Origin of the sequence: Streptomyces hygroscopicus (assembly GCF_026168105.1) — a bacterium.
Lineage (GTDB): Bacteria > Actinomycetota > Actinomycetes > Streptomycetales > Streptomycetaceae > Streptomyces > Streptomyces hygroscopicus_D.
Map to the genome: position 1 here is coordinate 167,807 of NZ_LBMW01000005.1, position 21,570 is coordinate 189,376.

Genomic DNA, 21,570 nt, shown 5'->3' on the forward strand with positions numbered 1-21,570 from the left:
TCCGTTGTACGTAGCGGAACCCCTCCGGCGAGCCCCCTCCCCCGGCCGTACGTAGCCGAGGTCGCGGACCATCGCTCGAGGCATGGTCACCGAGCCGACTCGTCCAGCGCACGCAGCACATCGGCCACAAGGTCCTCGGGGTCCTCGGCACCGGCAGAGAACCGGATGAAGCCCTCGGGCACCGCGTCACCGCCCCAGCGTCCACGCCGCTCGGCGGTGGACCGGACGCCTCCGAAACTCGTCGCGTCGTCAACGATGTGCAGCGCGCCCAGAAAGCGCTCGGCACGTGCGCGTGTGGGCAACGTGAAGGACACCACGCACCCGAAACGCCGCATCTGCTGCGCGGCGACCTTCTGCGAGGGATCGTCGGGCAGACCCGGATAGCGCAGCCCGGTCACCTCGGGGCGGCCGTGCAACGCCTCGGCGACCGAGAGCGCGTTGGCGGTCTGCCGGTCGGCGCGCAGCTGGAGCGTGGCCAACGAGCGGTGTGCGAGCCAGGCCTCCATGGGACCCGGGATCGCGCCGACGATCTTGCGCCAGCGTCGTACGGAGGCCATCAGGGCGGCGCTCCGGGACACCACGTATCCGAGCAGCAGGTCCCCGTGCCCGGTGAGCATCTTGGTGCCACTGGCCACGGAGAAGTCGGCGCCCAGCTCGAGGGGCCGCTGGCCGAGCGGGGTCGCGAGCGTGTTGTCGACGGCGACGAGGGTGCCCTGCGCACGCGCCGCGCCGACCAGCCGCCGCACGTTGCAGACGTCGAGCCCGGGATTGGAGGGGGTCTCGATCCACAGCAGCTTCGCGCCGTCCAGGACGTCGAGCTGGGCGTCGTCGCCGGTCGGCGCGGTGCGCACATGGATGCCGTACCCGGTCAGCTGTTCGCGCACCAGCGGCAGCACCTGATAGCCGTCCGAGGGCAGCACCACGGTGTCACCGGCGCGCAGCTGGGAGAAGAGGACGGCCGAGATCGCGGCCATGCCGGAGGCGAAGGCAAGCGTTTCGACACCCTCCTCGCCGGGCGCCTCCAGCTCGCCGATGGCACGCTCCAGATGGGTCCAGGTGGGGTTCTCGTCACGCCCGTAGGCGTACGGGCCGGTCGGCTCCCCGGGCAGATGGAAGTGCGCCGCGAAGACAGGACCCGGCAGGGTCGGCTCGTACTTGACGGGCTCGGGCAGCCCCGCCCGCACCGCACGTGTGCCGTCGCCCATTCCCGGGCCGGATGGGTCGGAATCCCCGGATGTCATGCTGCCTGTCCCTCCACATGCTCTCGTACCGCGGCGAGCAGGCCCTGGCTCGCCGCCTCCACCATCCCAAGGCACGCCACGAATCCGTCCATCCCCCCGTAATACGGGTCCGGTACGTCGAGGTCGTCGTCGGCGGCCGGGTCGTACGAGCGCAGGAGGCGGACCTTCGCCGCGTCCTCCGGGGTGGGTGCCAGACGGCGCAGGACCTTGAGATGGCCGGAGTCGAGGGCGATCACGAGGTCGAGGCGGGAGAACCAGGAGGGCTGGAACTGGCGAGCGACGTGACCGCTGTCGTAGTCGTTGCCCTCCAGCACGGCGACCGTGCGCGGATCGGCGCCGTCTCCCTCGTGCCAGTCGCCCGTGCCCGCGCTGTCGACCTCCACCAGGCCCCCGAGACCAGCCTCCGCCACCCGAGCCCGGAAGACGGACTCGGCCATCGGGGAGCGGCAGATGTTGCCGGTGCAGACGAAGCAGACGCGATAGGTCATGGAGCGCATCAGTCCTTTTCGTCGGGGAGCACGATGTGCAGCGCCCAGGAGACGATCGAGATGATCAGGCCGCCCAGGACGGCGGTCCAGAAGCCCTCGACATGGAAGCTCAGATTCAGCTTGCCTGCCAGCCAGGAGGTCAGCAGCAGCATCAGGGCGTTGACGACCAGGGTTATCAGGCCGAGCGTCAGGATGAACAGCGGGAAGGTCAGCACCTTCACGATCGGCTTGACCAGGAAGTTCACCAGACCGAAGAGGAGCGCTACGACGATCAGCGTGCCGATCTTCTTGCCGGTGCTGGTACCTGTCAGGGTGATCTTGTCGAGCAGCCAGACGGCGACGGCGAGAGCCCCGGCGTTGGCGATCGTCTTGACTACGAAATTCTTCATGTGTCTGATCGTGGCAGATGGGATCGGAGTCGAGTACCGAGCGAGGGCGGACAAGTGCGATGAAGGCATTCCGGCTGGACGAACTGGAGGCGGAACGTGCCGCCAACGAAGGTGCCTACCTGCAGTTCCTGCGGGAGCGGAACATGTCGGTCGGCCTGTACGCGCTCGACGCCGGCGATCTGGACCCGCAGAAGCCGCACCAGCAGGACGAGGTGTACTTCGTCGTCAGCGGGCGCGCCTCGATCACCGTGGGCACGGAGACCACCCAGGTCGGGCGCGGCAGTGTTGTGTACGTGCCCGCCGGGGTCGCCCATAAGTTCCACCACATCACCGAGGACCTGAGGGTTCTGGTGGTGTTCTCTCCGCCCGAGAGCTGAGGCCCGTCTCGGGGTTCCCTAGGGGGACGATCAGGGGCGGACAAGGGGTGCGAGCTCTCTTCTTCGGCCCTTGGCGGTCCTAGCATCGAAGGCAGGACATCGAAGGACCCGGAAGCACAGCCCCGACGGTATGCGGGGCGACGGGCGGAGAGACAAGGACAAGGGCGATGCGAGAGATCTTCACGGGTTTGCCGTGGTGGGTGAAGTGGGTCGCGGTGCCGGTCATCGCCCTGGTTGTCTTCGGGAGCGTGATCGCGACCGTCATCGGGTTCGTGATCGGGCTGCTCTTCAAGGTGCTGCTCTTCGTCGCGCTGGTCGGCGGACTCATCTACGTCGTACGGAAGTTCATGTCGAGCTCGACGTCACGCAGCGACTGGTGAGCCGTTTCGGAGCGGGTAGGGCGGCGGGGCGCGCCACGCGACGGGCGTGGCCGGGCAGAGAGTCGTAACGGGCGGGCAGGTAACAGCAAACCGAGGTTCCCTCGGGCGAGGGAAGTTTTCCCGGTGAAGCCGTCGGCGGGCCATGGCGGACCGTTAGAGTCCGGAACTCGGCGCGCGGCAGGCCCCGCGCGCGGCGCATCCCCTCCTGTGTCCTCGCACGGGAGGCCCACCTCGCGCTCCGGGAGTGACCTTTGGCCACGGTTGGCACCGCACCCGCAGACTCACCCGCCCCACCCGCACAGCGACGTTCATCACCGGCGGAAGCGCATTTCCCGCCCGTGCAGCAGCAGTCCACCACGCTCATCGGATCCGTGCAGCGGGCGATGCGGCTGCTGGAAGCCGTCGCCGACCATGAGTACGGGGCGCCCGCCAAACAACTGGCCCGCGAGGTCGGCCTGGCGCTCCCCACCGCGTACCACCTGTTGCGCACTCTGACCCATGAGGGTTACCTGCGCCGCGAGAAGGGCCTGTTCTTCCTCGGAGAGGCGGCTGAGCGGCTCAGCGGCAGCGCAGCCCAGCAGAAACGTCGCAGCATGGTGAACGACGCGCTCGCACAATGGCGTGATGCGATCGGTGCTCCCGTGTACTACGCGGTCTACCGCGAGGGTGAGATCGAGGTCCTCAGCGTTGCCGACAGCCCGGGCAGCCCGGCAGTCGAGGAGTGGGCGGATTTCCGGGAGACGGGGCATGCCCACGCGGTCGGCCAGTGCCTGCTGTCGCAGCTCGACGAGGAGGCCCGCCGGGACCACCTGCACCGCTATCCCGTGCAGTCCATCACCCCGTACACGGTTCGTGACGAACAAGCGTTTCTGCGGCGGCTGGACCGGCTGGGGCGGATGGAACCGGTCGTCGAGCGCCAGGAGTACGCGCTGGGGACGGTTTGTGCGGCGATTCCCCTGATGGCCGGGGTGACGGCCGCGACGATGGCCATCTCCCTTCCGTCCCACCAGGCCGACCGGCTGCTGCCGGCGGCACATCAGTTGCAGGCCGAGATCGGCAGGCTGCTAGGGACACTCGCCATCTCTATCAGCATCTGAAAACTCACTCCTTGTGATCTGTCGTGTACGTTCAGCAAACTTCCAGCAGGTGTCAGGGGGATCATTCCTGGCCAGTCGACGGCTACTGACGGGGTAGGCGATGCGCGAGTCGGTACAGGCAGAGGTCATGATGAGCTTTCTCGTGTCGGAGGAGCTCTCGTTTCGTATTCCGGTGGAGCTGTGCTACGAGACCTGCGATCCCTATGCCGTGCGGCTGACTTTCCACCTGCCTGGCGATGCGCCCGTGACCTGGGCATTCGGGCGTGAGCTCCTGGTCGACGGCGTGGGCCGGCCGTGCGGGGACGGGGACGTGCACATCGCGCCCGCCGAGTCGGACACCTTCGGTGATGTGCTGATCCGGCTTCAGGTGGGCGGAGACCGGGCGCTGTTCCGGTCGGGAGCGGTGCCGCTCGTGGCGTTTCTGGACCGCACCGACAAGCTGGTGCCGCTCGGGCAGGAGGGCTCCCTCGCAGACTTCGACGCTCATCTGGACGAGGCGCTGGACCGGATCCTGGCCGAGGAGCAGAGTGCGGGCTGAGGCCGTAGGCGGCGCTGTAACGGTTCCTCGCGGGAGTGCGGGGGCGCGGTGGGTGCCGTAACGGTTCCTCGGGAATGTCGAGGCGTTGAGGCGCGGCAGAGCGCCGTAACGCTTCTGCGTGGCATCTCCCCTGGACCGGCGCGGCTCAGCGCTTGCGGCGGCGCCCCTTCCCCCCGCGGCCCGGTGCCGCGGCCGGCGCGGCCGCCGGGGCCGGACGGTCTGCCGCCACCACGAGGGCGGCGAGGGCCGTGGTCACCGGTACCGAGGCGACCAGACCGATCGAACCGACGAGGGTGCGTACGATCTCCTCGGCCACCAGCTCGCTGTCGGCGACCGCGGCGACACTGCTCTGCGCGATCGAGAAGAGCAGCAGCAGGGGGAGGGCGGCGCCCGCGTACGCGAGGACCAGCGTGTTGACGACCGAGGCGATGTGGTCCCGTCCGATGCGGATGCCCGCGCGGTACAGGCCGCGCCAGCCCATCGTCGGGTTCGCCTCGTGCAGCTCCCAGACTGCCGATGTCTGCGTCACCGTCACATCGTCGAGAACGCCCAGCGAACCGATGATGACTCCGGCAAGCAGCAGACCGCTCATGTCGATGTGCGGGTACAGGCCGTGGATCAGACCGGTGTTGTCGTCCGTGTTGCCCGTCAGCGCGGCCCAGCCGATGAACTGTGAGCCCAGGACACCGATCAGCGACAGCGAGATGAGCGTGCCGAGCACCGCTACGGAGGTACGAGCCGAGAGGCCGTGGCACATGTAGAGGGCGATCAGCATGATCGCACTTGAACCGACCACGGCCACGAGCAGCGGATTCGAGCCCTGCAGAATCGCGGGCAGAACGAAGAGGTTCAACAGCAGAAAGCTGACGGCCAGCGCGACGAGCGCCATGACACCGCGTATCCGGCCCACGACCACCACGGCGACGGCGAAGATCCCGGCGAGCAGCGCCATGGGGAACTTGCGGTTCACATCGGTCACCGAATACTGCAGGTCCTTGGGGGCGGAGGGCTCGTACGCGGCCACGACCTTCTCGCCCTCATGCAACTGGCGTGACTGGTCCGGCTGGACTATCTCCGTGAATGTGCGGCCCTTGTCCTTGCCGGTGTCGACGCGGACCGTCGCCTTCTTGCAGGTGCCGGCCGACTGCTGCTGGGCCGAGGAGCCCTCGGCGGTGGAGGTGTCGCCGGTCGGGGTCTCACTCGAGGCGTTCACGGACTTGCAGTCCACCTCCACGACCCTGGTGACCGTGGCCTGCTGGGTCTGTCGGTCGAAGCCGACTCCGGTGCGCTTGTGAGAAGGAACACCGCCGGGCCACAGCACCACCAGACCCACCACGACCGCCGCGGTGAACGGAATGAGGATCGCCGCGATGACCTTGCGAAGGTGCCGCGACACCGGGGCCGCGGGGCCGTGACTGTGGGAGTGGCCGTGTCCGCCGCCGGACCCATGACCACGGTCTCCACTGAGGTCTTCGTGCGTGTCTCCGGGACCGTGGCCGCCTCCGGGGCCATGGCCGTGTCGGCTGCCCGTGCCACGGCGATGAGGTGGCTCGGAGGGCGGGTACGGAGGTGGATCCTGCGTTGCGGTCACCGCCGCATCATTGCAAGAACGGGCGAGGACCACTGTTCAGTGGGCCACATTGGGCGCTAGCGTGGGAGGACCTTTGCACACGCGGGAGCTCGGAGCACCGGGCTGAGAGGGCGCTGACCTCCGCAGGCGCGATGTTTCACGTGGAACATCGCCGGCGGAAGCCGCTGCGTCGACCGCTGAACCTGTTACCGGGTAATGCCGGCGTAGGGAGTAGGTCTCATGACCATGAAGGACGCACGCACGCCTGCCTCCGTCCAGGGCGAACAGTCCCAGGAGGCCGGAAAGTCCATCGGCTGGCACAAGGCGTATGTCGGGGGTTCGCGCCCCGACCTGCGGGTGCCGGTCCGTCAGGTGCATCTCACCAACGGGCAGTCGGTCGCGCTGTACGACACCTCCGGCCCGTACACCGATCCGCTCATCGAGACCGACGTCCGTAGGGGCCTGGCGCCGCTGCGGGAGAACTGGATCATCGCTCGCGGCGACACCGAGGAGTACACCGGCCGTCCTGTCCGCCCCGAGGACGACGGGATCAAGCACACCTCGCCGCGTGGCGGACTGCGCAACCTCGACGCGGTGTTCCCGGGGCGGCCGCGTCAGCCGCGTCGCAGCCGGGACGGCAAGGCGGTCACGCAGCTCGCCTACGCACGACGCGGCGAGATCACGCCCGAGATGGAGTTCGTGGCGGTTCGGGAGAACGTCTCCGCGGAGGCCGTACGAGAGGAGATCGCGGCGGGTCGCGCCGTTCTCCCGGCCAACGTCAACCACCCGGAGATCGAGCCGATGATCATCGGCAAGCGGTTCCTGGTGAAGGTCAACGCCAACATCGGCAACTCCGCGGTGACCTCCTCGATCGAGGAGGAGGTGGAGAAGATGACCTGGGCGACCCGCTGGGGCGCCGACACGGTCATGGATCTGTCCACCGGCCGCAACATCCACACAACGCGCGAGTGGGTGCTGCGCAACTCACCCGTGCCGATCGGCACGGTGCCGCTCTACCAGGCCCTCGAGAAGGTCGACGGGAAGGCCGAGGAGCTGACCTGGGAGATCTACAAGGACACGGTCATCGAGCAGGCCGAGCAGGGCGTGGACTACATGACGGTGCACGCGGGCGTGCGTCTGCCGTATGTGCCGCTGACCGCGAACCGCAAGACCGGCATCGTGTCGCGGGGCGGTTCGATCATGGCGGCCTGGTGCCTCGCCCACCACAAGGAGTCGTTCCTCTACGAGAACTTCGAGGAACTGTGCGAAATCCTCGCGGCGTACGACGTCACATACTCGCTGGGGGACGGTCTGCGGCCCGGCTCGATCGCTGATGCCAACGACGAGGCGCAGTTCGCGGAGCTGCGCACGCTCGGTGAACTCAACCGGATCGCCAGGCGCTTCAACGTACAGACGATGATCGAGGGCCCGGGGCATGTCCCGATGCACAAGATCAAGGAGAACATCGACCTTCAGCAGGAGGTCTGCGATGAAGCTCCTTTCTATACGCTCGGGCCTCTGACCACCGACATCGCGCCGGCGTACGACCACATCACCTCCGGCATCGGCGCCGCGATGATCGCCTGGTGGGGCACGGCCATGCTGTGCTACGTCACGCCCAAGGAGCACCTGGGCCTGCCCAACCGTGACGACGTCAAGACCGGTGTCATCACCTACAAGATCGCCGCCCACGCGGCCGACCTGGCCAAGGGCCATCCGGGTGCGCAGGAGTGGGACGACGCGCTCTCCGACGCACGCTTCGAGTTCCGCTGGGAGGACCAGTTCAACCTGGCCCTCGACCCGGACACGGCTCGTGAGTTCCACGACGAGACGCTCCCGGCGGAGCCGGCCAAGACGGCCCACTTCTGCTCGATGTGCGGGCCGAAGTTCTGCTCGATGAAGATCAGCCAAAGCATCACAGAGCGGTTCGGTGGTGGCGCGGCTGAGGGGGCGTCGCCGGAGGAGGTCGCTGAGGGGATGCTCCAGAAGTCCAAGGAGTTCGCGGACGGCGGGAACAGGGTGTACCTGCCCATCGCTGACTGACGCGCGGTCGCGGTCATGCAGGGCGCTGAGCCCGGGATGCCGCTGAGGCTGTCTCGGGCAGCGCCTTGCCTCGGTCATACCGCGGCGCGGTGCTGCCGAGGCGCTCGGTGCCTCCCGGCGGTCCAGTACCGGGCGGGGTACGGCCGGCACTGGACCTTGGGGCGCATTCCCGTCAGACCGGGGTCCGTTCCACCGGGATCCACAGCTGAGTGTCCAACTCCCTACCGTCCTGCGACGGCCGCGTACGCAGGATCTCCGGCCCCGGCCGGCTCGCATACGGGTTGGACGGGAACCATTCCGTGGCCACGCCCCGCGAGAGGTTCTGGAGGGCCTGAGGATAGGGGCCGGTGTTCTCGAAGACGACCCATGTGCCCGCAGGGAGGGTGAGGCTGTACCGCGTGGTGCTCTTCCCTTCGATGGTCAGGCGGAAGGACATCCGGGGTTGTGAGCACAGGACCGCACCGGTGCGCCTGGCCTCGCTGGGACCGATGCCGTGCATGGCGCGAAACGCCCGCGCGAACGCCTCCCCGATGAGTAGCCGTAGCGCATCGCGATCTCCAGCAGCGTCCGGTCACCGGCCAGCACTTCCCGCTCCGCAACAGTCAGCCGCCTGCGACGCATGTACTCCGACAGTGGCATCCCTGCCAGGGTCGAGAAGAGCCGCCGGAAGTGGTACTCCGACGTCATCGCGATCCGTGCCAATGCCGCTGTCGCAGCCGCGGGCAACAGGGTCTGCCTGCCGTCGGCTCAGGCCGATTGGGCCCGGCGCGGCTGCGACAGCGGCATTGGTCGGCGGGCTGCGGTGAACAGGCGTGCCAAGGTCGCTGATCGCCCGCTGTCCGCCTTGTGCGGGGCAATGGCTCGGACACCATCGTCGAGCCAGCGGTTCCATGCGGGCCGGTCCTCCGGCTTCAGCCGGCCGTGTGCGACGGCCATGTCGAGGATCGTCCCGCCGATCTCGTGAGCCATGCTGCCTCCGTTGTAGCGGAAACGGCTCTCGATGATGCCCAGGTGACAGACGCTCGCCGTGCCGCCGTCCAGGGCCGTGGAGATGTTGAGGAAGGCCTCCACACCGAAGTGGGGCGGCAGCGGTTTCCGGATGCGTGACGTCCTGATCGCCCGATATCCCGTCAGGGAATTGGCGCCGAGGAATCCGACTTCCGGAAAGAGCGCGGCTGTCAGGGGCTCGTAGATGGTGAACGTGGAACTCAGTATCGTCCCGGGGTAGTCGTATTCGTAGTCGCCGACCACATGGTCGGCCGTGCCCGACGCCGCAGCGTCGCGAAGCATGGCCGGCACGTCGTTCTTCGAAGAGACGAGGTCGGCGTCGAGAAAGCAGACCCACTCGGCCCGGACCTCCGCGAGAGCGGCGTTCATGGCCGCTCCCTTGCCGCGCGGCCCGTGCAGGACCTCTGCCCCTGCCTTTGCCGCCTCCCTCGCGGTGCCGTCGGTCGAAGCGCTGTCGACGACCACGACGCGGTCGCCGGCCTGTGCGGCGGCACATGCCTGCTCGACGATCGTCGCCACAGTGGCCTCTTCGTTGTAAGCGGGTATGACGAAGGTGAACATTCGATTCCTTTTCCCATGTCCGTCGTGCGAACAGGGAGCGTAGGCGGAGAACGATCTTCGCCGGTAACGATACTGAGCGCGTAGGGGAGTTGCGGCCCGAGGTGTTTCCGCCACGACGTCGGGGCGGCACCCGAAACCGTCCTGGCGATGTCGTCATGCGGGGTGACGGTTCGCGGATCAGGGCCAACGGTGGGCTTGCAGTGAACCAGGCGAGACAAACGCCGCCTCGAGATGTCAACTTCTCGGACGGCGTTCGTTGTTCCCGGTCGTGGTGTCCGCTTCGCCGCAGGCACCGACACTGCCACCCGCCGCATGCACCGGCACCGTCGCCTGCGGACGGTGCGGCGGCGCCGGGCGGCAGGAGATTCTCACTCCGGCTGGTGTTCCGGTCCCCCGAAGTCCGGGCTGGTGAAGTCCGGGCTGCTGAAGCTGGGACGCGGCCCCGCGGCGGGGCCGCTCTCGGGACTGCTGAAGCCTGGACGGTCGTAGCCGAGTTGCGGGATGCGGCTGGGTGTCGGTTCCGGCGCCTTCCGGCTCAGTGAGGCCGCGCCCGGGTCCGTGAGGGCCTCGCGAAGGAACGGCAGGATGCCGCGCTCCAGCAGCGCCTCGTGCCAGGCTTCCCTGGCCCGGGTCACCTCCGCCGTCAACTCGCCCCGGACACCCGCCTCCTGGCCGGAGGAGCTGTTGCGCAGGGCGGTGAGCAGAAGGCCGATCGCGGCGATCAGGATCGCCGCCGCAGTCACCGCGCCGAAGACCCACCCGGTGATCAGAAGGGTCCGGGCGAAGGGCTGCTCGGGGTTGACCATCTTGAGGATGTAGCCCACGAGCAGGAAGATCACCGCGGCGGCACCGGCCAGGAAGGGAGCGAGCACAGCGGCGACGGCACCGGCTCCGGCGCTCGCGGCGGCCTCTCCCACGGTGGCGGCGAGCCCCTGGGCATCCACGTCCGGCTCCGTGACGCCGGGCGTGCTCTCGTGGACGGACGAGGTGGCCGGCGCCGGCCGGCGCAGTTCCTCGCGGACCCTCACGTAGTGGTGGTACTCGGTGGCTGCCGCCGCGGTGATCAGGGCGGTGGCGTTCAAGGCCATGGTGCGCAGTTGTTCGGGGTTGAGCCGCTGTCCCACAGCGGCCAGATCCGGGTGGTGTGGTGCGGAGCGCAGCGCCTCATCGAGGATCCGCTCGTAGTCCTGGCGGTCCTCGCTCAGCAGGTGCTGCGGAACGCTGTTCATGTGCATCCCCCGATGCTCCGTAGGGCTTGGGGCTCGGCATGCTGACGAGCCGTCGGGCAGAAACGGAGGGGAGCCTGCTACGGATAAGCCGATGGTAGAGCGGCGACGGCGCGCGGTGACAGGGGGTTTCCGGAAATTGCCCCCGCCCGGCGCGGCCCGCTACGGGTCTGAGTCCGGGCGGATGCCCTGCCGATGAACGCTCAGCCGGCCAAGGGGAGTTGCTGGACCAGCAGCTTTCCGGCCATGGTCACGCCGCCGTCCATCGCGATCGCCAGCCCGTCCGCGTAGATGTGGGGACCCTCCACAACCGGACCCGGGCCGTCCTCGTCGTCCTCCGAGCCGACCTCGCCCAGGAGGTACGGGATGGGGCTGTGGCCGTGGACGATGCGACTGCCGCCGTAGGTGTCCAGCAGGGACCGCACGGCGTCGGCGCCTCCCTCGTCGCGGAAGGAGAAGCGCTTGGTGAACTTCCGGAAGAGGTCCCACACCTCGTCCGCGTCGTTGCGCGTGAGCGTCTCGCGGATGGTGTCGTTGACCGCTTCGATGGAGTCGCCGTAGTCGAGGTAGGCGGTGGTGTCCGAGTGGACCAGAAGGTGTCCGTCCACCTCCTCGACCGCGTCCAGACGGGCCATCCACTGGAGGTGGTGGTCCTGCAGGCGGTCCATGTCCGTCTTCTGGCCGCCATTGAGCAGCCAGGCCGCCTGGAAGGTGGCGGTGCCCGCGCCGGAGCTGACGGGCGTGTCGCCGAACCGCTTGGCGCCGAGTAGCAGCAGTTCGTGGTTGCCCATGAGGGCCTTGCAGTAACCGCCGGCCGCGGCCGCCTCCGCGGACAGTCGCATCACCAGGTCGATCACGCCGATGCCGTCGGGACCCCGGTCGGTGAAGTCGCCCAGGAACCACAGCCGCGCCGTGCCGGCGGACCAGCGGCCCTGGGCGTCGATGAGGCCCTTCTCCTGGAGGGCGGCCACGAGCTGGTCGAGATAGCCGTGGACGTCTCCGACGACGAACAGCGGGCCGGGGCCGTCGGCGGGCTCCGGGGCGGGTGCGGTCGCGGGATCGACGGCCACCTGGAGCGTGTCACTGCGGGTGATGACGGGGAGGTCGCGCTCGGTGGGTGTGTATTCGTCGGAATACCCCTGGGGGTGGCCAGCCGGCGCCGTGGCGGCTGCGGTGACCTCGCCCGGCGGCGTGCCCTGCGCGTACGGACCGGTCTCGTGGACGTACGCGGGCACCCGGAAGTCGCGCAACGTCGCCGTCCGCTCCGCCTCGGGTCCCTGTCCCTGACCGGCCCCCTGAGTCATCGACCCCTCCACCATCGCGCCGCATCTGCACCGACTCGGACTGCCTGGTCGCAGCGGCCCGCGGTGCCGTGGGCCCATCATAGGAATGCGGATCGCGCCATGTGATGACCCAGGGGCGGTGAATCGGGGCGAGACCCCGGTTCACCGCGGCTTTCGCCCCAATTGGGTGGTCCTTTCCCTGCCGGGAGCCCGACAGGGTGCCTTCCGCGGGCAACCCGTGTGTCACCCGTGCGCCACCGACGGGCTACCCCTGCTCGGGCGACCGCGGCGGGCTGACCGTCGTACGGGGCGGGCGCCGCTCGGACGACGTACGCACCATCAGCTCCGTCGGTATCACCTGCTCGACCGGCTGCTCCGACTCCACCCCCTCGATCGCGTCGATGAGGAGCTGGACCACGGCCGTGCCGATCCGGCGCGGCTTCAGTGAGAGCGTCGTCACGGGCGGCTCGGTGTTGGCGTACACGGCGGACTCGCTGCAGCAGACGAGCAGCAGGTCGTCGGGGACGCGCAGTCCGTAGCGGCGTGCGGCCGCCAGCAGGTCGGTGCCGTTCGGGTCGAAGAGCCCGTAGACCGCGTCGGGGCGGTCGGGGCGGGCCAGCAGCCGGTCGGCTGCGACCGCTCCCGCGCAAGGGTCGTGGGCGGGGTACGCCTCGTAGACCGGGTCCTGTCCGACGCGCTCGCACCAGTTCAGGTAGGCGGTCGTGGACAGGTGCGTGTACGTGTCGGTGGTGGTGCCGGTCAGCAGCCCGATCCGGCGCGCGCCTGCCTCCGCCAGGTGGTCGAGGATGCCGAGGACCGCGGCCTCGTGGTCGTTGTCGACCCACGCGGTGACGGGGAGCGAACCGGCCGGGCGACCGTCGGAGACGACGGGTAAGCCCTGCCGGACCAGTTCGCTGACCACGGGGTCCTGGTCGGAGGGGTCGATGACGACCGTGCCGTCCAGGGCGACGTTCGACCAGACGTCGTGGCGCGAGGTCGCGGGCAGGATGACCAGGGCATAGCCCCGGGCGAGCGCGGCCGAGGTGGCTGCTCTGGCCATCTCCGCGAAGTACGCGAACTCGGTGAAGGTGAAAGGTTCATCCCCGTATGTCGTCACGGTCAGGCCGATGAGGCCCGACTTTCCGGTACGGAGGGTGCGGGCCGCGGCGGAGGGGCGATAGCCCAGCCGGTCGGCGACCTCGCGGACATGGCGTCGGGTGGCGTCCGGCAGCCGGCCCTTGCCGTTGAGGGCGTCGGAGACGGTCGTGATGGAGACCCCGGCGGCGGCGGCCACGTCTCTGATGCCCGCCCGGCCCGGCCGGCTGCCTCGGCGGGAGGTCTCCGCCCGGCTCACCTGGTGCTTCCCTGCTGCTGTCATGGCGAGCCGATAGTAGGGCTCATGTGGTGGGGTAGCGCGGACGCATATGCACTCGTTGACAGGCACGTTTCTGCAAGGTCAAGAGTCATCAAATGCCTTAGAAGACAAAGGAGTTGTGCGATCCAACGGTGATAGATGGCGTGTTGGCGCGCATGAGCCTGCCAAGGTGCCCATATTTCGAAGAGGTCTCAACTCACCTTCACGAGGGATGCGCGCCACGGCGTGAGCTACCGGCGCATGGGACAAAGAGAGATGCGCCCCCTGATATGCGCGCCTTTCGAGCGGGGATGCACCCCCGCTTCATACGGTGAAGCGCCCCCGTTCGTTCAGCGAGCCGCCCCGGGACGGATGCGGTTGTCCACAGCCCATTCGCAGCGGCGCCGAATCCTCATAAGGTGAGAAGCATTGGAAGCCGGCGGCGTCATGAGCCGTGGTGTGCGCGAGGAGGACTGCGGTGAGCGAGACAAGCCCGAGGCTGCGTTCCGTGCTGGAGGGTATCCCCACGTACAGGCCCGGCAAGCCCGCCGCGGCGGGTGGCCCGGTGGCCTACAAGCTCTCCTCGAACGAGAATCCCTACCCGCCGCTGCCGGGCGTGATGGAGACCGTGACCGCGGCGGCCTGCTCCTTCAACCGTTACCCGGACATGGCGTGCTCGGGGCTGATGAGAGAGCTCTCGGAGCGCTTCGGGGTGCCCCAGGCCCACCTTGCGACCGGCACGGGCTCGGTCGGTGTCGCGCAGCAGCTGCTGCAGGCCACGAGCGGTCCGGGTGACGAGGTGATCTATGCGTGGCGGTCCTTCGAGGCGTACCCGATCATCACCCAGATCAGTGGCGCGACGTCGGTGCGGGTTCCGTTGACCGCGGGCGAGGTCCACGACCTGGACGCGATGGCCGACGCGATCACCGACCGGACCCGGCTGATCTTCGTCTGCAACCCCAACAACCCGACCGGCACGGTGGTGCACCGGGACGAGCTGGAGCGTTTCCTCGACCGGGTGCCCGACGACGTGCTGGTGGTGCTGGACGAGGCGTACCGGGAGTTCATCCGCGACGCGCGGGTGCCCGACGGAGTCGAGATGTACCGCCGGCGGCCGAACGTCTGCGTACTGCGCACCTTCTCCAAGGCGTACGGCCTCGCCGGGCTGCGGGTCGGCTTTGCGATCGCCCATGAGCCGGTGGCCTCGGCGCTGCGCAAGACGGCGGTGCCGTTCGGGGTGAGCCAGCTGGCGCAGGAGGCGGCCATCGCCTCGCTCCGCGCCGAGGACGAGTTGCTCGGCCGGGTCGGCTCGCTGGTCTGCGAGCGGACCCGTGTGGTCGACACACTGCGCGCCCAGGGCTGGACGGTGCCGGAGACCCAGGCGAATTTCGTGTGGCTGAGGCTGGGGGAGCGCACGATGGACTTCGCGGAGACCTGTGAGCGTGCCGGCGTGGTCGTGCGGCCCTTCCCGGGCGAAGGGGTGCGCGTGACGATCGGCGAGTCCGAGGCGAACGACATCTTCGTCAAGGCGGCGGAGGGCTACCGCAAGGAGGACTAGCCCCGGAGGTTCCACGCGCTCGTTCCGCGCGCTCGCGAGGCGGCGGCCCCGGACTCCCGGTCGGGGCCGCCGCCTCTTCCGCATCCCGTCGAAGAGTCGAAGACGGGGTCCGGCCTGTTGGAGACCGGGCCTGGCCTGTTAAGGACCCCCCGCCCATCCGGCCTCGAACCCCTATGCGCCATAATTGCTTGTGAATGTGAACGCGTTCACAAGCGCGCCGGATTGTGCCGGCGATACGCGTGACGAGCGGCCCGAACCGGCCGCTTGTGATCGCGGTGAGGTAAGGAGGGACGACGTGAACCTGGCTCTGGCGCCAGAGACACTGGCGCGATGGCAGTTCGGCATCACCACCGTCTATCACTTCCTGTTCGTACCGCTGACGATCTCGCTGGCCGCCCTGACGGCCGGCCTGCAGACCGCCTGGGTGCGGACGGAGAAGGAGAAGTACCTCCGAGCCACCAAGTTCTGGGGCAAGCTTTTCCTGATCAATATCGCGATGGGCGTCGTCACCGGCATCGTCCAGGAGTTCCAGTTCGGCATGAACTGGTCCGCCTACTCCCGCTTCGTCGGCGACGTCTTCGGTGCGCCGCTCGCATTCGAGGCCCTCATCGCCTTCTTCTTCGAGTCCACCTTCATCGGGCTGTGGATCTTCGGCTGGGACAAGCTGCCGAAGAGGCTCCATCTCGCCTGCATCTGGATGGTCTCGATCGGCACGATCCTCTCCGCGTACTTCATCCTCGCGGCCAACTCCTGGATGCAGCATCCCGTCGGCTACCGGATCAACAAGGTGAAGGGGCGCGCCGAGCTCACGGACTTCTGGCACGTCCTGACCCAGAACACCGCGCTCACCCAGGCCTTCCACACCCTGACCGCGTCCTTCCTCACGGGCGGCGCGTTCATGGTCGGCATCTCCGCCTACCACCTGTTCCGCAAGAAGCACATCCGTGTGATGAAGACCTCGCTGAGGCTGGGTCTGGTCACCGTGGTCATAGCCGGCCTGCTCACCGCTGTCAGCGGTGACCTGCTCGGCAAGGTCATGTTCAAGCAGCAGCCGATGAAGATGGCCGCTGCCGAGGCCCTCTGGGACGGTCAGAGCTCCGCCCCGTTCTCGATCTTCGCGTACGGCGATGTCAGCAAGGGCCACAACACCGTGGAACTCTCCGTCCCCGGGGTGCTGTCGTTCCTGGCCGACGACGACTTCAGCTCCTACGTCCCCGGCATCAACGACACCAACAAGGCCGAGCAGCAGAAGTACGGCCCCGGCGACTACCGTCCCATCATCCCCGTCACCTTCTGGGGCTTCCGCTGGATGATCGGCTTCGGTATGGCGTCCTTCGCCATCGGCCTCGCCGGACTCTGGCTGACCCGCAAGAGGTTCATGCTGCCGGACCATCTGCGGGTCGGTGAGGACGAGGTGCCGCACCTGGTCCTCTTCAGGGAGAAGGCACTCGGCCCGACGCTCACCACGTGGTACTGGCGCATCGCGATCTGGACCCTGGCCTTCCCGCTCATCGCCAACTCCTGGGGCTGGATCTTCACCGAGATGGGCCGTCAGCCATGGGTCGTCTATGGCGTGCTGCGCACCCGTGACGCGGTCTCCCCCGGTGTCTCCCAGGGCGAGGTCATCACGTCGATGACCGTGTTCACCTTGCTCTACGCCATTCTCGCGGTGGTGGAGGTCAAGCTGCTCGCGAAGTACGTGAAGGCCGGACCGCCCGAGCTCAGCGAGTCCGATCTCAACCCGCCCACCAGGATCGGCGGCGACTCCCATGACGCCGACAAGCCGATGGCCTTCTCGTACTAGGCCGAGGGAGCGCTCACATCATGCAACTTCACGACGTCTGGTTCGTCCTCATCGCGGTTCTCTGGATCGGCTACTTCTTCCTGGAGGGCTTCGACTTCGGGGTCGGCATCCTCACCCGGCTGCTGGCCCGTGACCGCCTCGAGCGGCGCGTACTGATCAACACGATCGGTCCGGTGTGGGACGGCAACGAGGTGTGGCTGCTCAGTGCGGGTGGCGCAACCTTCGCCGCGTTCCCCGACTGGTACGCCACGCTCTTCTCCGGTTTCTACCTGCCGCTGTTGGTCATCCTGGTCTCCCTGATCGTGCGCGGTGTCGCCTTCGAGTACCGGGTGAAGCGGCCGGAGGAGAGCTGGCAGCGGAACTGGGAGACCGCCCTCTTCTGGACCTCACTGATTCCCGCGTTCCTGTGGGGTGTCGCCTTCGGCAACATCGTGCGGGGCGTGAAGATCGATCAGCACTTCGAGTACGTGGGTGACGTCTGGGATCTGTTCAACCCGTTCGCGCTTCTCGGCGGTCTGGTGACGCTGACGCTGTTCACCTTCCACGGAGCGGTTTTCACGGCGCTCAAGACCGTGGGGGAGATCCGGGAGCGGGCGCGCAGGGTGGCTCTGTGGGTCGGACTGGTGACCGCTGTTCTGGCGGTGCTCTTCCTCGCCTGGGCGCAGATCGACCGGGGCAACGGCAGGAGTCTGGTCGCGATGACCGTTGCGGTCGCCGCGCTCGTCGCGGCGCTTGTGGCGAACCGGGCCGGGCGCGAGGGCTGGTCGTTCGCGTTCTCCGGCATCACCGTCGTGGCGGCGGTCGCGATGCTCTTCCTGACGCTGTTCCCGAACGTCATGCCGTCCACGCTCAACGCGGACTGGAGCCTGACGGTCAGCAACGCCTCGTCGAGCCCCTACACCCTGAAGATCATGGCGTGGTGCGCCGGGGTCGCGACGCCGATCGTCATGCTCTACCAGGGCTGGACGTACTGGGTGTTCCGCAAGCGCATCGGCACCCAGCACATCGCCACTGAAGCGGCGCACTGATTCCAACCGGTGGGTGTGTTTCACGTGAAACCGATCGATCCACGACTGCTCCGCCACGCCCGCGCCACCCGCCTCTTCCTCGGGTCGGTCGTGGCCCTGGGCTCCGTGGGCGCGGCACTGGTCATCGCCCAGGCGATGCTGATCGCCGAGGTGGTGGTCGGCGCCTTCCAGCACCATCAGTCGGCCGGTGAACTGCGCACGCCGCTGCTGCTCCTGCTGACCGTGGCGGTCGGCCGCGCGTTGGTCTCATGGCTCACCGAACTCGCCGCTCACCGGGCGAGCGCGGCGGTGAAGTCCGAGCTGCGGGGGCGGCTGCTGGAGCGGGCGGGGGCACTCGGTCCCGGATGGCTGGGCACACAGCGGACGGGTTCGCTGGTGGCCCTGGTCACGCGGGGAGTCGACGCCCTCGATGACTACTTCTCGCGCTATCTGCCGCAGCTGGGGCTCGCCGTCGTCGTACCGGTGGCGGTGCTTGCGCGGATCGTGACCGAGGACTGGGTGTCGGCGGCGATCATCGTCGGCACGCTGCCGCTGATCCCGCTCTTCATGGTGCTGATCGGCTGGGCCACCCGCTCCCAGATGGACCGTCAGTGGCGGCTGCTGTCCCGGCTGTCCGGGCACTTCCTCGACGTGGTCGCCGGACTGCCGACCCTCAAGGTCTTCGGACGAGCCAAGGCACAGGTCGAGTCCATCAAGCGGATCACCGGCGCGTACCGGCAGGCGACCATGCGGACGCTGCGCATCGCCTTTCTGTCGTCCTTCGCGCTGGAGCTGCTGGCCACGATCTCGGTCGCACTCGTCGCGGTGACGATCGGCATGCGGCTCGTCCATGGCGACCTGGACCTGTACACCGGGCTCGTCATCCTCGTCCTCGCGCCGGAGGCGTATCTGCCGCTGCGGCAGGTGGGCGCGCAGTACCACGCGGCAGCGGAAGGCCTCTCCGCCGCCGAGGAGATCTTCGCGGTGCTGGAGACGCCGGTGCCGGCCTCCGGCACTCGGCGCCTGCCGGAGGGGGAGATCGCCTTCGAGGACGTGACCGTGCGCTACCCCGGTCGCTCGTCCGACGCGTTGTCCGAGGTCACGCTGACGGTCGTACCCGGTGAGACGGTCGCCCTCGTCGGACCGAGCGGCGCGGGCAAGTCGACTCTGTTGAACGTCCTGCTGGGGTTCGTGCAGCCCACCGGGGGACGGGTACGGGTCGGGGGAGTCGATCTCGCCTCGGCCGATCTGGAGGAGTGGCGCTCGAGGATCGCCTGGGTGTCGCAGCGGCCGCATCTGTACGCGGTCAGCATCGCCGAGAACGTACGGCTTGCGCGGCCGGAGGCGGACGACGCGTCGGTACGGAGGGCACTGGCCGACGCCGGGGCGCTGAAGTTCGTGGAGGCGCTGCCCGCCGGGGCCGACACGGTGCTCGGCGAGGACGGCACGGGGCTGTCGGCCGGTCAGCGGCAACGGCTCGCCCTGGCACGCGCGTTCCTCGCCGACCGTCCGGTGCTGCTGCTCGACGAGCCGACGGCGTCTCTGGACGGGGCGACCGAGGCGGAGGTCGTGGACGCGGTGGGCCGGCTGGCGGTCGGGCGGACGGTGCTGCTGGTTGTGCACCGGCCCGCGCTGCTCGGGGTGGCGGACCGGGTCATCCGGCTGGACGCCGAGGAACACGCCACGACGAGCGATACCCCGCAGGCTCCAGCCGCTGCCTCGCCGAGCGACGGGATGCCGGACGCGTCACCGCCCCCTCAGGGGCGGACCTCCGTCCACTCCCCCGCGAACCGCGGCGACGTGCTCAGCCGCGTCCGCGCCATGGCCGGTCCCCGCCGCGGTCGGCTCGTTCTCGCCCTGTTGCTGGGCGCTCTCGCGGTCGGCAGCGCCGTGGGGTTGATGGCCACCTCCGGCTGGCTGATCTCGAGGGCCTCCCAGCAGCCCCCCGTGCTGTATTTGATGGTCGCCGTGACGGCGACACGGACGTTCGGGATCGGGCGGGCGGTGTTCCGGTACGCGGAGCGGCTCGTGTCGCACGACGCCGTGCTGCGGATGCTGGCCGACACGCGGGTTGGGGTCTACCGGCGCCTGGAGCGCCTGGCACCGGCCGGGCTGCGTACGACCCGGCGCGGTGATCTGCTGTCGCGGCTGGTCGCCGACGTGGACGCACTGCAGGACTACTGGCTGCGCTGGCTGCTGCCGGCCGGCGCCGCGCTCCTCGTGTCGGCCGCATCCATCAGCTTCACCGCATGGCTGCTGCCCGAGGCCGGTGCGGTCCTCGCCACAGGGCTGCTCGCGGCCGGGGCCGGGGTGCCCCTGGTGACCGGTGCCGTGGCGCGCCGCGCGGAGCGGAGGCTGGCGCCCGCCCGTGGCGTGCTGGCGACCCGGGTGACGGACCTGCTCACCGGGACGGCCGAGTTGGCGGTCGCCGGGGCCCTGCCCGCGCGGACCGACGAGGCTCGGCGGGCCGACGGCGTGCTCACCCGCATCGCCTCCCGGGCCGCCACCGCCACCGCCCTCGGTGACGGGCTCGCCGCGCTCGTCACCGGGCTGACCGTCGCGGCTGCCGCCCTCGTGGGCGCGCAGGCCGTTGCCGACGGACGGCTCGGAGGCGTTGCCATGGCGGTCGTGGTGCTCACTCCGCTGGCCGCCTTCGAGGCGGTTCTGGGAATGCCGTCGGCCGTGCAGCACCGGCAGCGGGTGCGCAGGAGCGCCGAGCGTGTGTACGAGGTGCTGGACGCCCGCGAGCCCGTACGTGAACCGGAGCGGCCGCGGCGGGCTCCCGTGTCGCCCTTCCCGCTCGTCCTGGAAGGGCTGGTGGCGCGTCACGACGGTCAGCGGCGGGACGCCCTCACCGGGTTCGGCCTCACTCTGGAACAGGGCCGCAGAATCGCCGTGGTCGGGCCCTCGGGTGCGGGCAAGACGACGCTCGCGCAGGTACTGCTGCGGTTCCTGGACGCGGCCAAGGGCTCCTACACGCTGGGCGGCGCGGACGCGTACGCGCTCGACGGCGACGACGTACGACGTCTGGTCGGGCTGTGCGCGCAGGACGCGCATCTCTTCGACAGTTCGGTTCGGGAGAACCTGCTGCTGGCGCGGAAGAACGCGAGTGAGGGGGAACTGCGTGACGCGCTCGCGCGGGCGCGGCTCCTCGACTGGGCCGACGGGCTGCCCGACGGTCTCGACACGCTGATCGGCGAGCATGGCGCACGGCTGTCCGGCGGCCAGCGGCAGCGGCTCGCGCTGGCCCGTGCCCTGCTGGCCGACTTCCCCGTCCTCGTCCTCGACGAGCCCGCGGAGCACCTCGACCTGCCGACGGCGGACGCGCTCACGGCGGACCTGCTGGCCGCCACGGAAGGCCGTACGACGCTGCTGATCACTCATCGGCTGGCCGGTCTTGAAGCGGTCGACGAGGTGATCGTGCTCGCGGACGGCCGGGTGGCCCAGCGGGGCCCCTACGCGGAACTCGCGGCGGTGGACGGGCCGTTGCGTGAGATGGCGGAGCGGGAGGCCCGCGGGGATCTGCTGGGAGGCCCGGCGCGAGACGCGGGGCCGCCGGCCGGCACCTTCGCGGGCGCATAGGACACCTCGACGTGGGACCGGAGTTCCCATCGGATGGGGGACGGCATGGGCCATCCGTGGTCGC

The 21,570-nt window shown here is 69.0% G+C and carries 17 protein-coding genes, 1 pseudogene and 1 riboswitch; of the genes and pseudogenes, 9 read left to right on the top strand and 9 right to left on the bottom strand.

Going from position 1 to position 21,570, the window contains the following annotated elements:
- Nucleotides 1-86: 86 nt before the first annotated feature.
- From AAW14_RS07835 to AAW14_RS07845, 3 genes are read right to left on the bottom strand one after another with little or no spacing between them, the layout of a single operon-like run.
- Nucleotides 87-1,241 carry a cystathionine gamma-lyase gene (locus AAW14_RS07835; RefSeq protein WP_265561310.1) on the bottom strand — a complete coding sequence of 385 codons (1,155 nt, stop codon included), beginning with the start codon at nucleotides 1,239-1,241 and terminating at the stop codon, nucleotides 87-89.
- Nucleotides 1,238-1,729: a low molecular weight protein-tyrosine-phosphatase gene (locus AAW14_RS07840; RefSeq protein ID WP_265561312.1), complete on the bottom strand. Its 492-nt coding sequence runs from the start codon at nucleotides 1,727-1,729 to the stop codon at nucleotides 1,238-1,240. The genes AAW14_RS07835 and AAW14_RS07840 overlap by 4 nt, the downstream gene beginning before the upstream one ends.
- An 8-nt stretch (nucleotides 1,730-1,737) precedes the next feature.
- Nucleotides 1,738-2,118 carry a phage holin family protein gene (locus AAW14_RS07845; RefSeq protein WP_265561314.1) on the bottom strand — a complete coding sequence of 127 codons (381 nt, stop codon included), beginning with the start codon at nucleotides 2,116-2,118 and terminating at the stop codon, nucleotides 1,738-1,740.
- A 59-nt stretch (nucleotides 2,119-2,177) separates the two neighbouring features.
- Here AAW14_RS07845 and AAW14_RS07850 point away from each other — a divergent pair, with 59 nt between their 5' ends.
- The 4 genes from AAW14_RS07850 (at nucleotide 2,178) to AAW14_RS07865 (ending at nucleotide 4,510) form a co-directional block, all read left to right on the top strand.
- The gene (locus AAW14_RS07850; RefSeq protein WP_265561316.1) at nucleotides 2,178-2,495 is read left to right on the top strand and encodes a cupin domain-containing protein; all 318 of its coding nucleotides are present in this window, start codon (nucleotides 2,178-2,180) and stop codon (nucleotides 2,493-2,495) included.
- A gap of 167 nt (nucleotides 2,496-2,662) precedes the next feature.
- Entirely contained in the window at nucleotides 2,663-2,875 is a 213-nt protein-coding gene (locus AAW14_RS07855) for a DUF5326 family protein (protein ID WP_265561318.1), read from the top strand.
- Nucleotides 2,876-3,126: 251 nt separating this feature from the next.
- Complete coding sequence (locus AAW14_RS07860; protein WP_416223266.1) at nucleotides 3,127-3,972, top strand: IclR family transcriptional regulator; 846 nt, start codon at nucleotides 3,127-3,129, stop codon at nucleotides 3,970-3,972.
- Nucleotides 3,973-4,072: 100 nt separating this feature from the next.
- Nucleotides 4,073-4,510 (top strand): SsgA family sporulation/cell division regulator, encoded by a 438-nt coding sequence (locus tag AAW14_RS07865; protein ID WP_265561322.1) that lies wholly within the window; start codon nucleotides 4,073-4,075, stop codon nucleotides 4,508-4,510.
- Nucleotides 4,511-4,655: 145 nt separating this feature from the next.
- Here the strand turns inward: AAW14_RS07865 and AAW14_RS07870 are convergent, their stop codons facing one another.
- Complete coding sequence (locus AAW14_RS07870; protein ID WP_265561324.1) at nucleotides 4,656-6,101, bottom strand: YibE/F family protein; 1,446 nt, start codon at nucleotides 6,099-6,101, stop codon at nucleotides 4,656-4,658.
- A gap of 71 nt (nucleotides 6,102-6,172) precedes the next feature.
- Nucleotides 6,173-6,328: riboswitch (TPP riboswitch) on the top strand.
- Between AAW14_RS07870 and thiC the strand changes: the two genes are divergently transcribed.
- Nucleotides 6,321-8,123: a phosphomethylpyrimidine synthase ThiC gene (gene thiC / locus AAW14_RS07875; protein WP_265561326.1), complete on the top strand. Its 1,803-nt coding sequence runs from the start codon at nucleotides 6,321-6,323 to the stop codon at nucleotides 8,121-8,123. Its footprint overlaps the riboswitch before it by 8 nt.
- A gap of 172 nt (nucleotides 8,124-8,295) precedes the next feature.
- Here thiC and AAW14_RS07880 read toward each other — a convergent pair.
- The 5 genes and pseudogenes from AAW14_RS07880 to AAW14_RS07900 all read right to left on the bottom strand — a co-directional run.
- A pseudogene (locus AAW14_RS07880) lies at nucleotides 8,296-8,831 on the bottom strand (AraC family transcriptional regulator); the annotation flags it as partial.
- 39 nt (nucleotides 8,832-8,870) lie between these two features.
- Nucleotides 8,871-9,692 (bottom strand): glycosyltransferase family 2 protein, encoded by an 822-nt coding sequence (locus AAW14_RS07885; RefSeq protein WP_265561328.1) that lies wholly within the window; start codon nucleotides 9,690-9,692, stop codon nucleotides 8,871-8,873.
- A gap of 368 nt (nucleotides 9,693-10,060) precedes the next feature.
- Nucleotides 10,061-10,927, bottom strand: a complete 867-nt coding sequence (locus AAW14_RS07890) for a hypothetical protein (RefSeq protein WP_265561330.1) — start codon at nucleotides 10,925-10,927, stop codon at nucleotides 10,061-10,063.
- 194 nt (nucleotides 10,928-11,121) lie between these two features.
- Complete coding sequence (locus tag AAW14_RS07895; RefSeq protein ID WP_322741019.1) at nucleotides 11,122-12,222, bottom strand: metallophosphoesterase; 1,101 nt, start codon at nucleotides 12,220-12,222, stop codon at nucleotides 11,122-11,124.
- Nucleotides 12,223-12,466: 244 nt separating this feature from the next.
- Nucleotides 12,467-13,579 (bottom strand): LacI family DNA-binding transcriptional regulator, encoded by a 1,113-nt coding sequence (locus AAW14_RS07900; RefSeq protein ID WP_265561334.1) that lies wholly within the window; start codon nucleotides 13,577-13,579, stop codon nucleotides 12,467-12,469.
- Nucleotides 13,580-14,033: 454 nt separating this feature from the next.
- On the opposite strand from AAW14_RS07900, the gene hisC reads away from it, so the two are divergent.
- From hisC to cydD, 4 genes are all read left to right on the top strand, one after another.
- Nucleotides 14,034-15,113, top strand: a complete 1,080-nt coding sequence (gene hisC / locus AAW14_RS07905; RefSeq protein ID WP_265561336.1) for a histidinol-phosphate transaminase — start codon at nucleotides 14,034-14,036, stop codon at nucleotides 15,111-15,113.
- A 295-nt stretch (nucleotides 15,114-15,408) separates the two neighbouring features.
- On the top strand, nucleotides 15,409-16,917 hold the full coding sequence (locus AAW14_RS07910) for a cytochrome ubiquinol oxidase subunit I (protein WP_265561337.1): 1,509 nt from the start codon (nucleotides 15,409-15,411) through the stop codon (nucleotides 16,915-16,917).
- Nucleotides 16,918-16,937: 20 nt separating this feature from the next.
- The gene (gene cydB, locus AAW14_RS07915; protein ID WP_265561339.1) at nucleotides 16,938-17,945 is read left to right on the top strand and encodes a cytochrome d ubiquinol oxidase subunit II; all 1,008 of its coding nucleotides are present in this window, start codon (nucleotides 16,938-16,940) and stop codon (nucleotides 17,943-17,945) included.
- Between the two features lie 24 nt (nucleotides 17,946-17,969).
- Nucleotides 17,970-21,506, top strand: coding sequence for a thiol reductant ABC exporter subunit CydD (gene cydD, locus AAW14_RS07920; protein ID WP_265561341.1), 3,537 nt, complete (start codon nucleotides 17,970-17,972; stop codon nucleotides 21,504-21,506).
- Nucleotides 21,507-21,570 lie beyond the last annotated feature (64 nt).

Coding starts and splice junctions, on each gene's coding strand:
- AAW14_RS07835 (WP_265561310.1), bottom strand. CDS start 1,241: ATGACATCCGGGGATTCCGACCCATCCGGCCCGGGAATGGGCGACGGC.
- AAW14_RS07840 (WP_265561312.1), bottom strand. CDS start 1,729: ATGACCTATCGCGTCTGCTTCGTCTGCACCGGCAACATCTGCCGCTCC.
- AAW14_RS07845 (WP_265561314.1), bottom strand. CDS start 2,118: ATGAAGAATTTCGTAGTCAAGACGATCGCCAACGCCGGGGCTCTCGCC.
- AAW14_RS07850 (WP_265561316.1), top strand. CDS start 2,178: ATGAAGGCATTCCGGCTGGACGAACTGGAGGCGGAACGTGCCGCCAAC.
- AAW14_RS07855 (WP_265561318.1), top strand. CDS start 2,663: ATGCGAGAGATCTTCACGGGTTTGCCGTGGTGGGTGAAGTGGGTCGCG.
- AAW14_RS07865 (WP_265561322.1), top strand. CDS start 4,073: ATGCGCGAGTCGGTACAGGCAGAGGTCATGATGAGCTTTCTCGTGTCG.
- thiC (WP_265561326.1), top strand. CDS start 6,321: ATGACCATGAAGGACGCACGCACGCCTGCCTCCGTCCAGGGCGAACAG.
- AAW14_RS07885 (WP_265561328.1), bottom strand. CDS start 9,692: ATGTTCACCTTCGTCATACCCGCTTACAACGAAGAGGCCACTGTGGCG.
- AAW14_RS07890 (WP_265561330.1), bottom strand. CDS start 10,927: ATGCACATGAACAGCGTTCCGCAGCACCTGCTGAGCGAGGACCGCCAG.
- AAW14_RS07895 (WP_322741019.1), bottom strand. CDS start 12,222: ATGACTCAGGGGGCCGGTCAGGGACAGGGACCCGAGGCGGAGCGGACG.
- AAW14_RS07900 (WP_265561334.1), bottom strand. CDS start 13,579: ATGACAGCAGCAGGGAAGCACCAGGTGAGCCGGGCGGAGACCTCCCGC.
- cydB (WP_265561339.1), top strand. CDS start 16,938: ATGCAACTTCACGACGTCTGGTTCGTCCTCATCGCGGTTCTCTGGATC.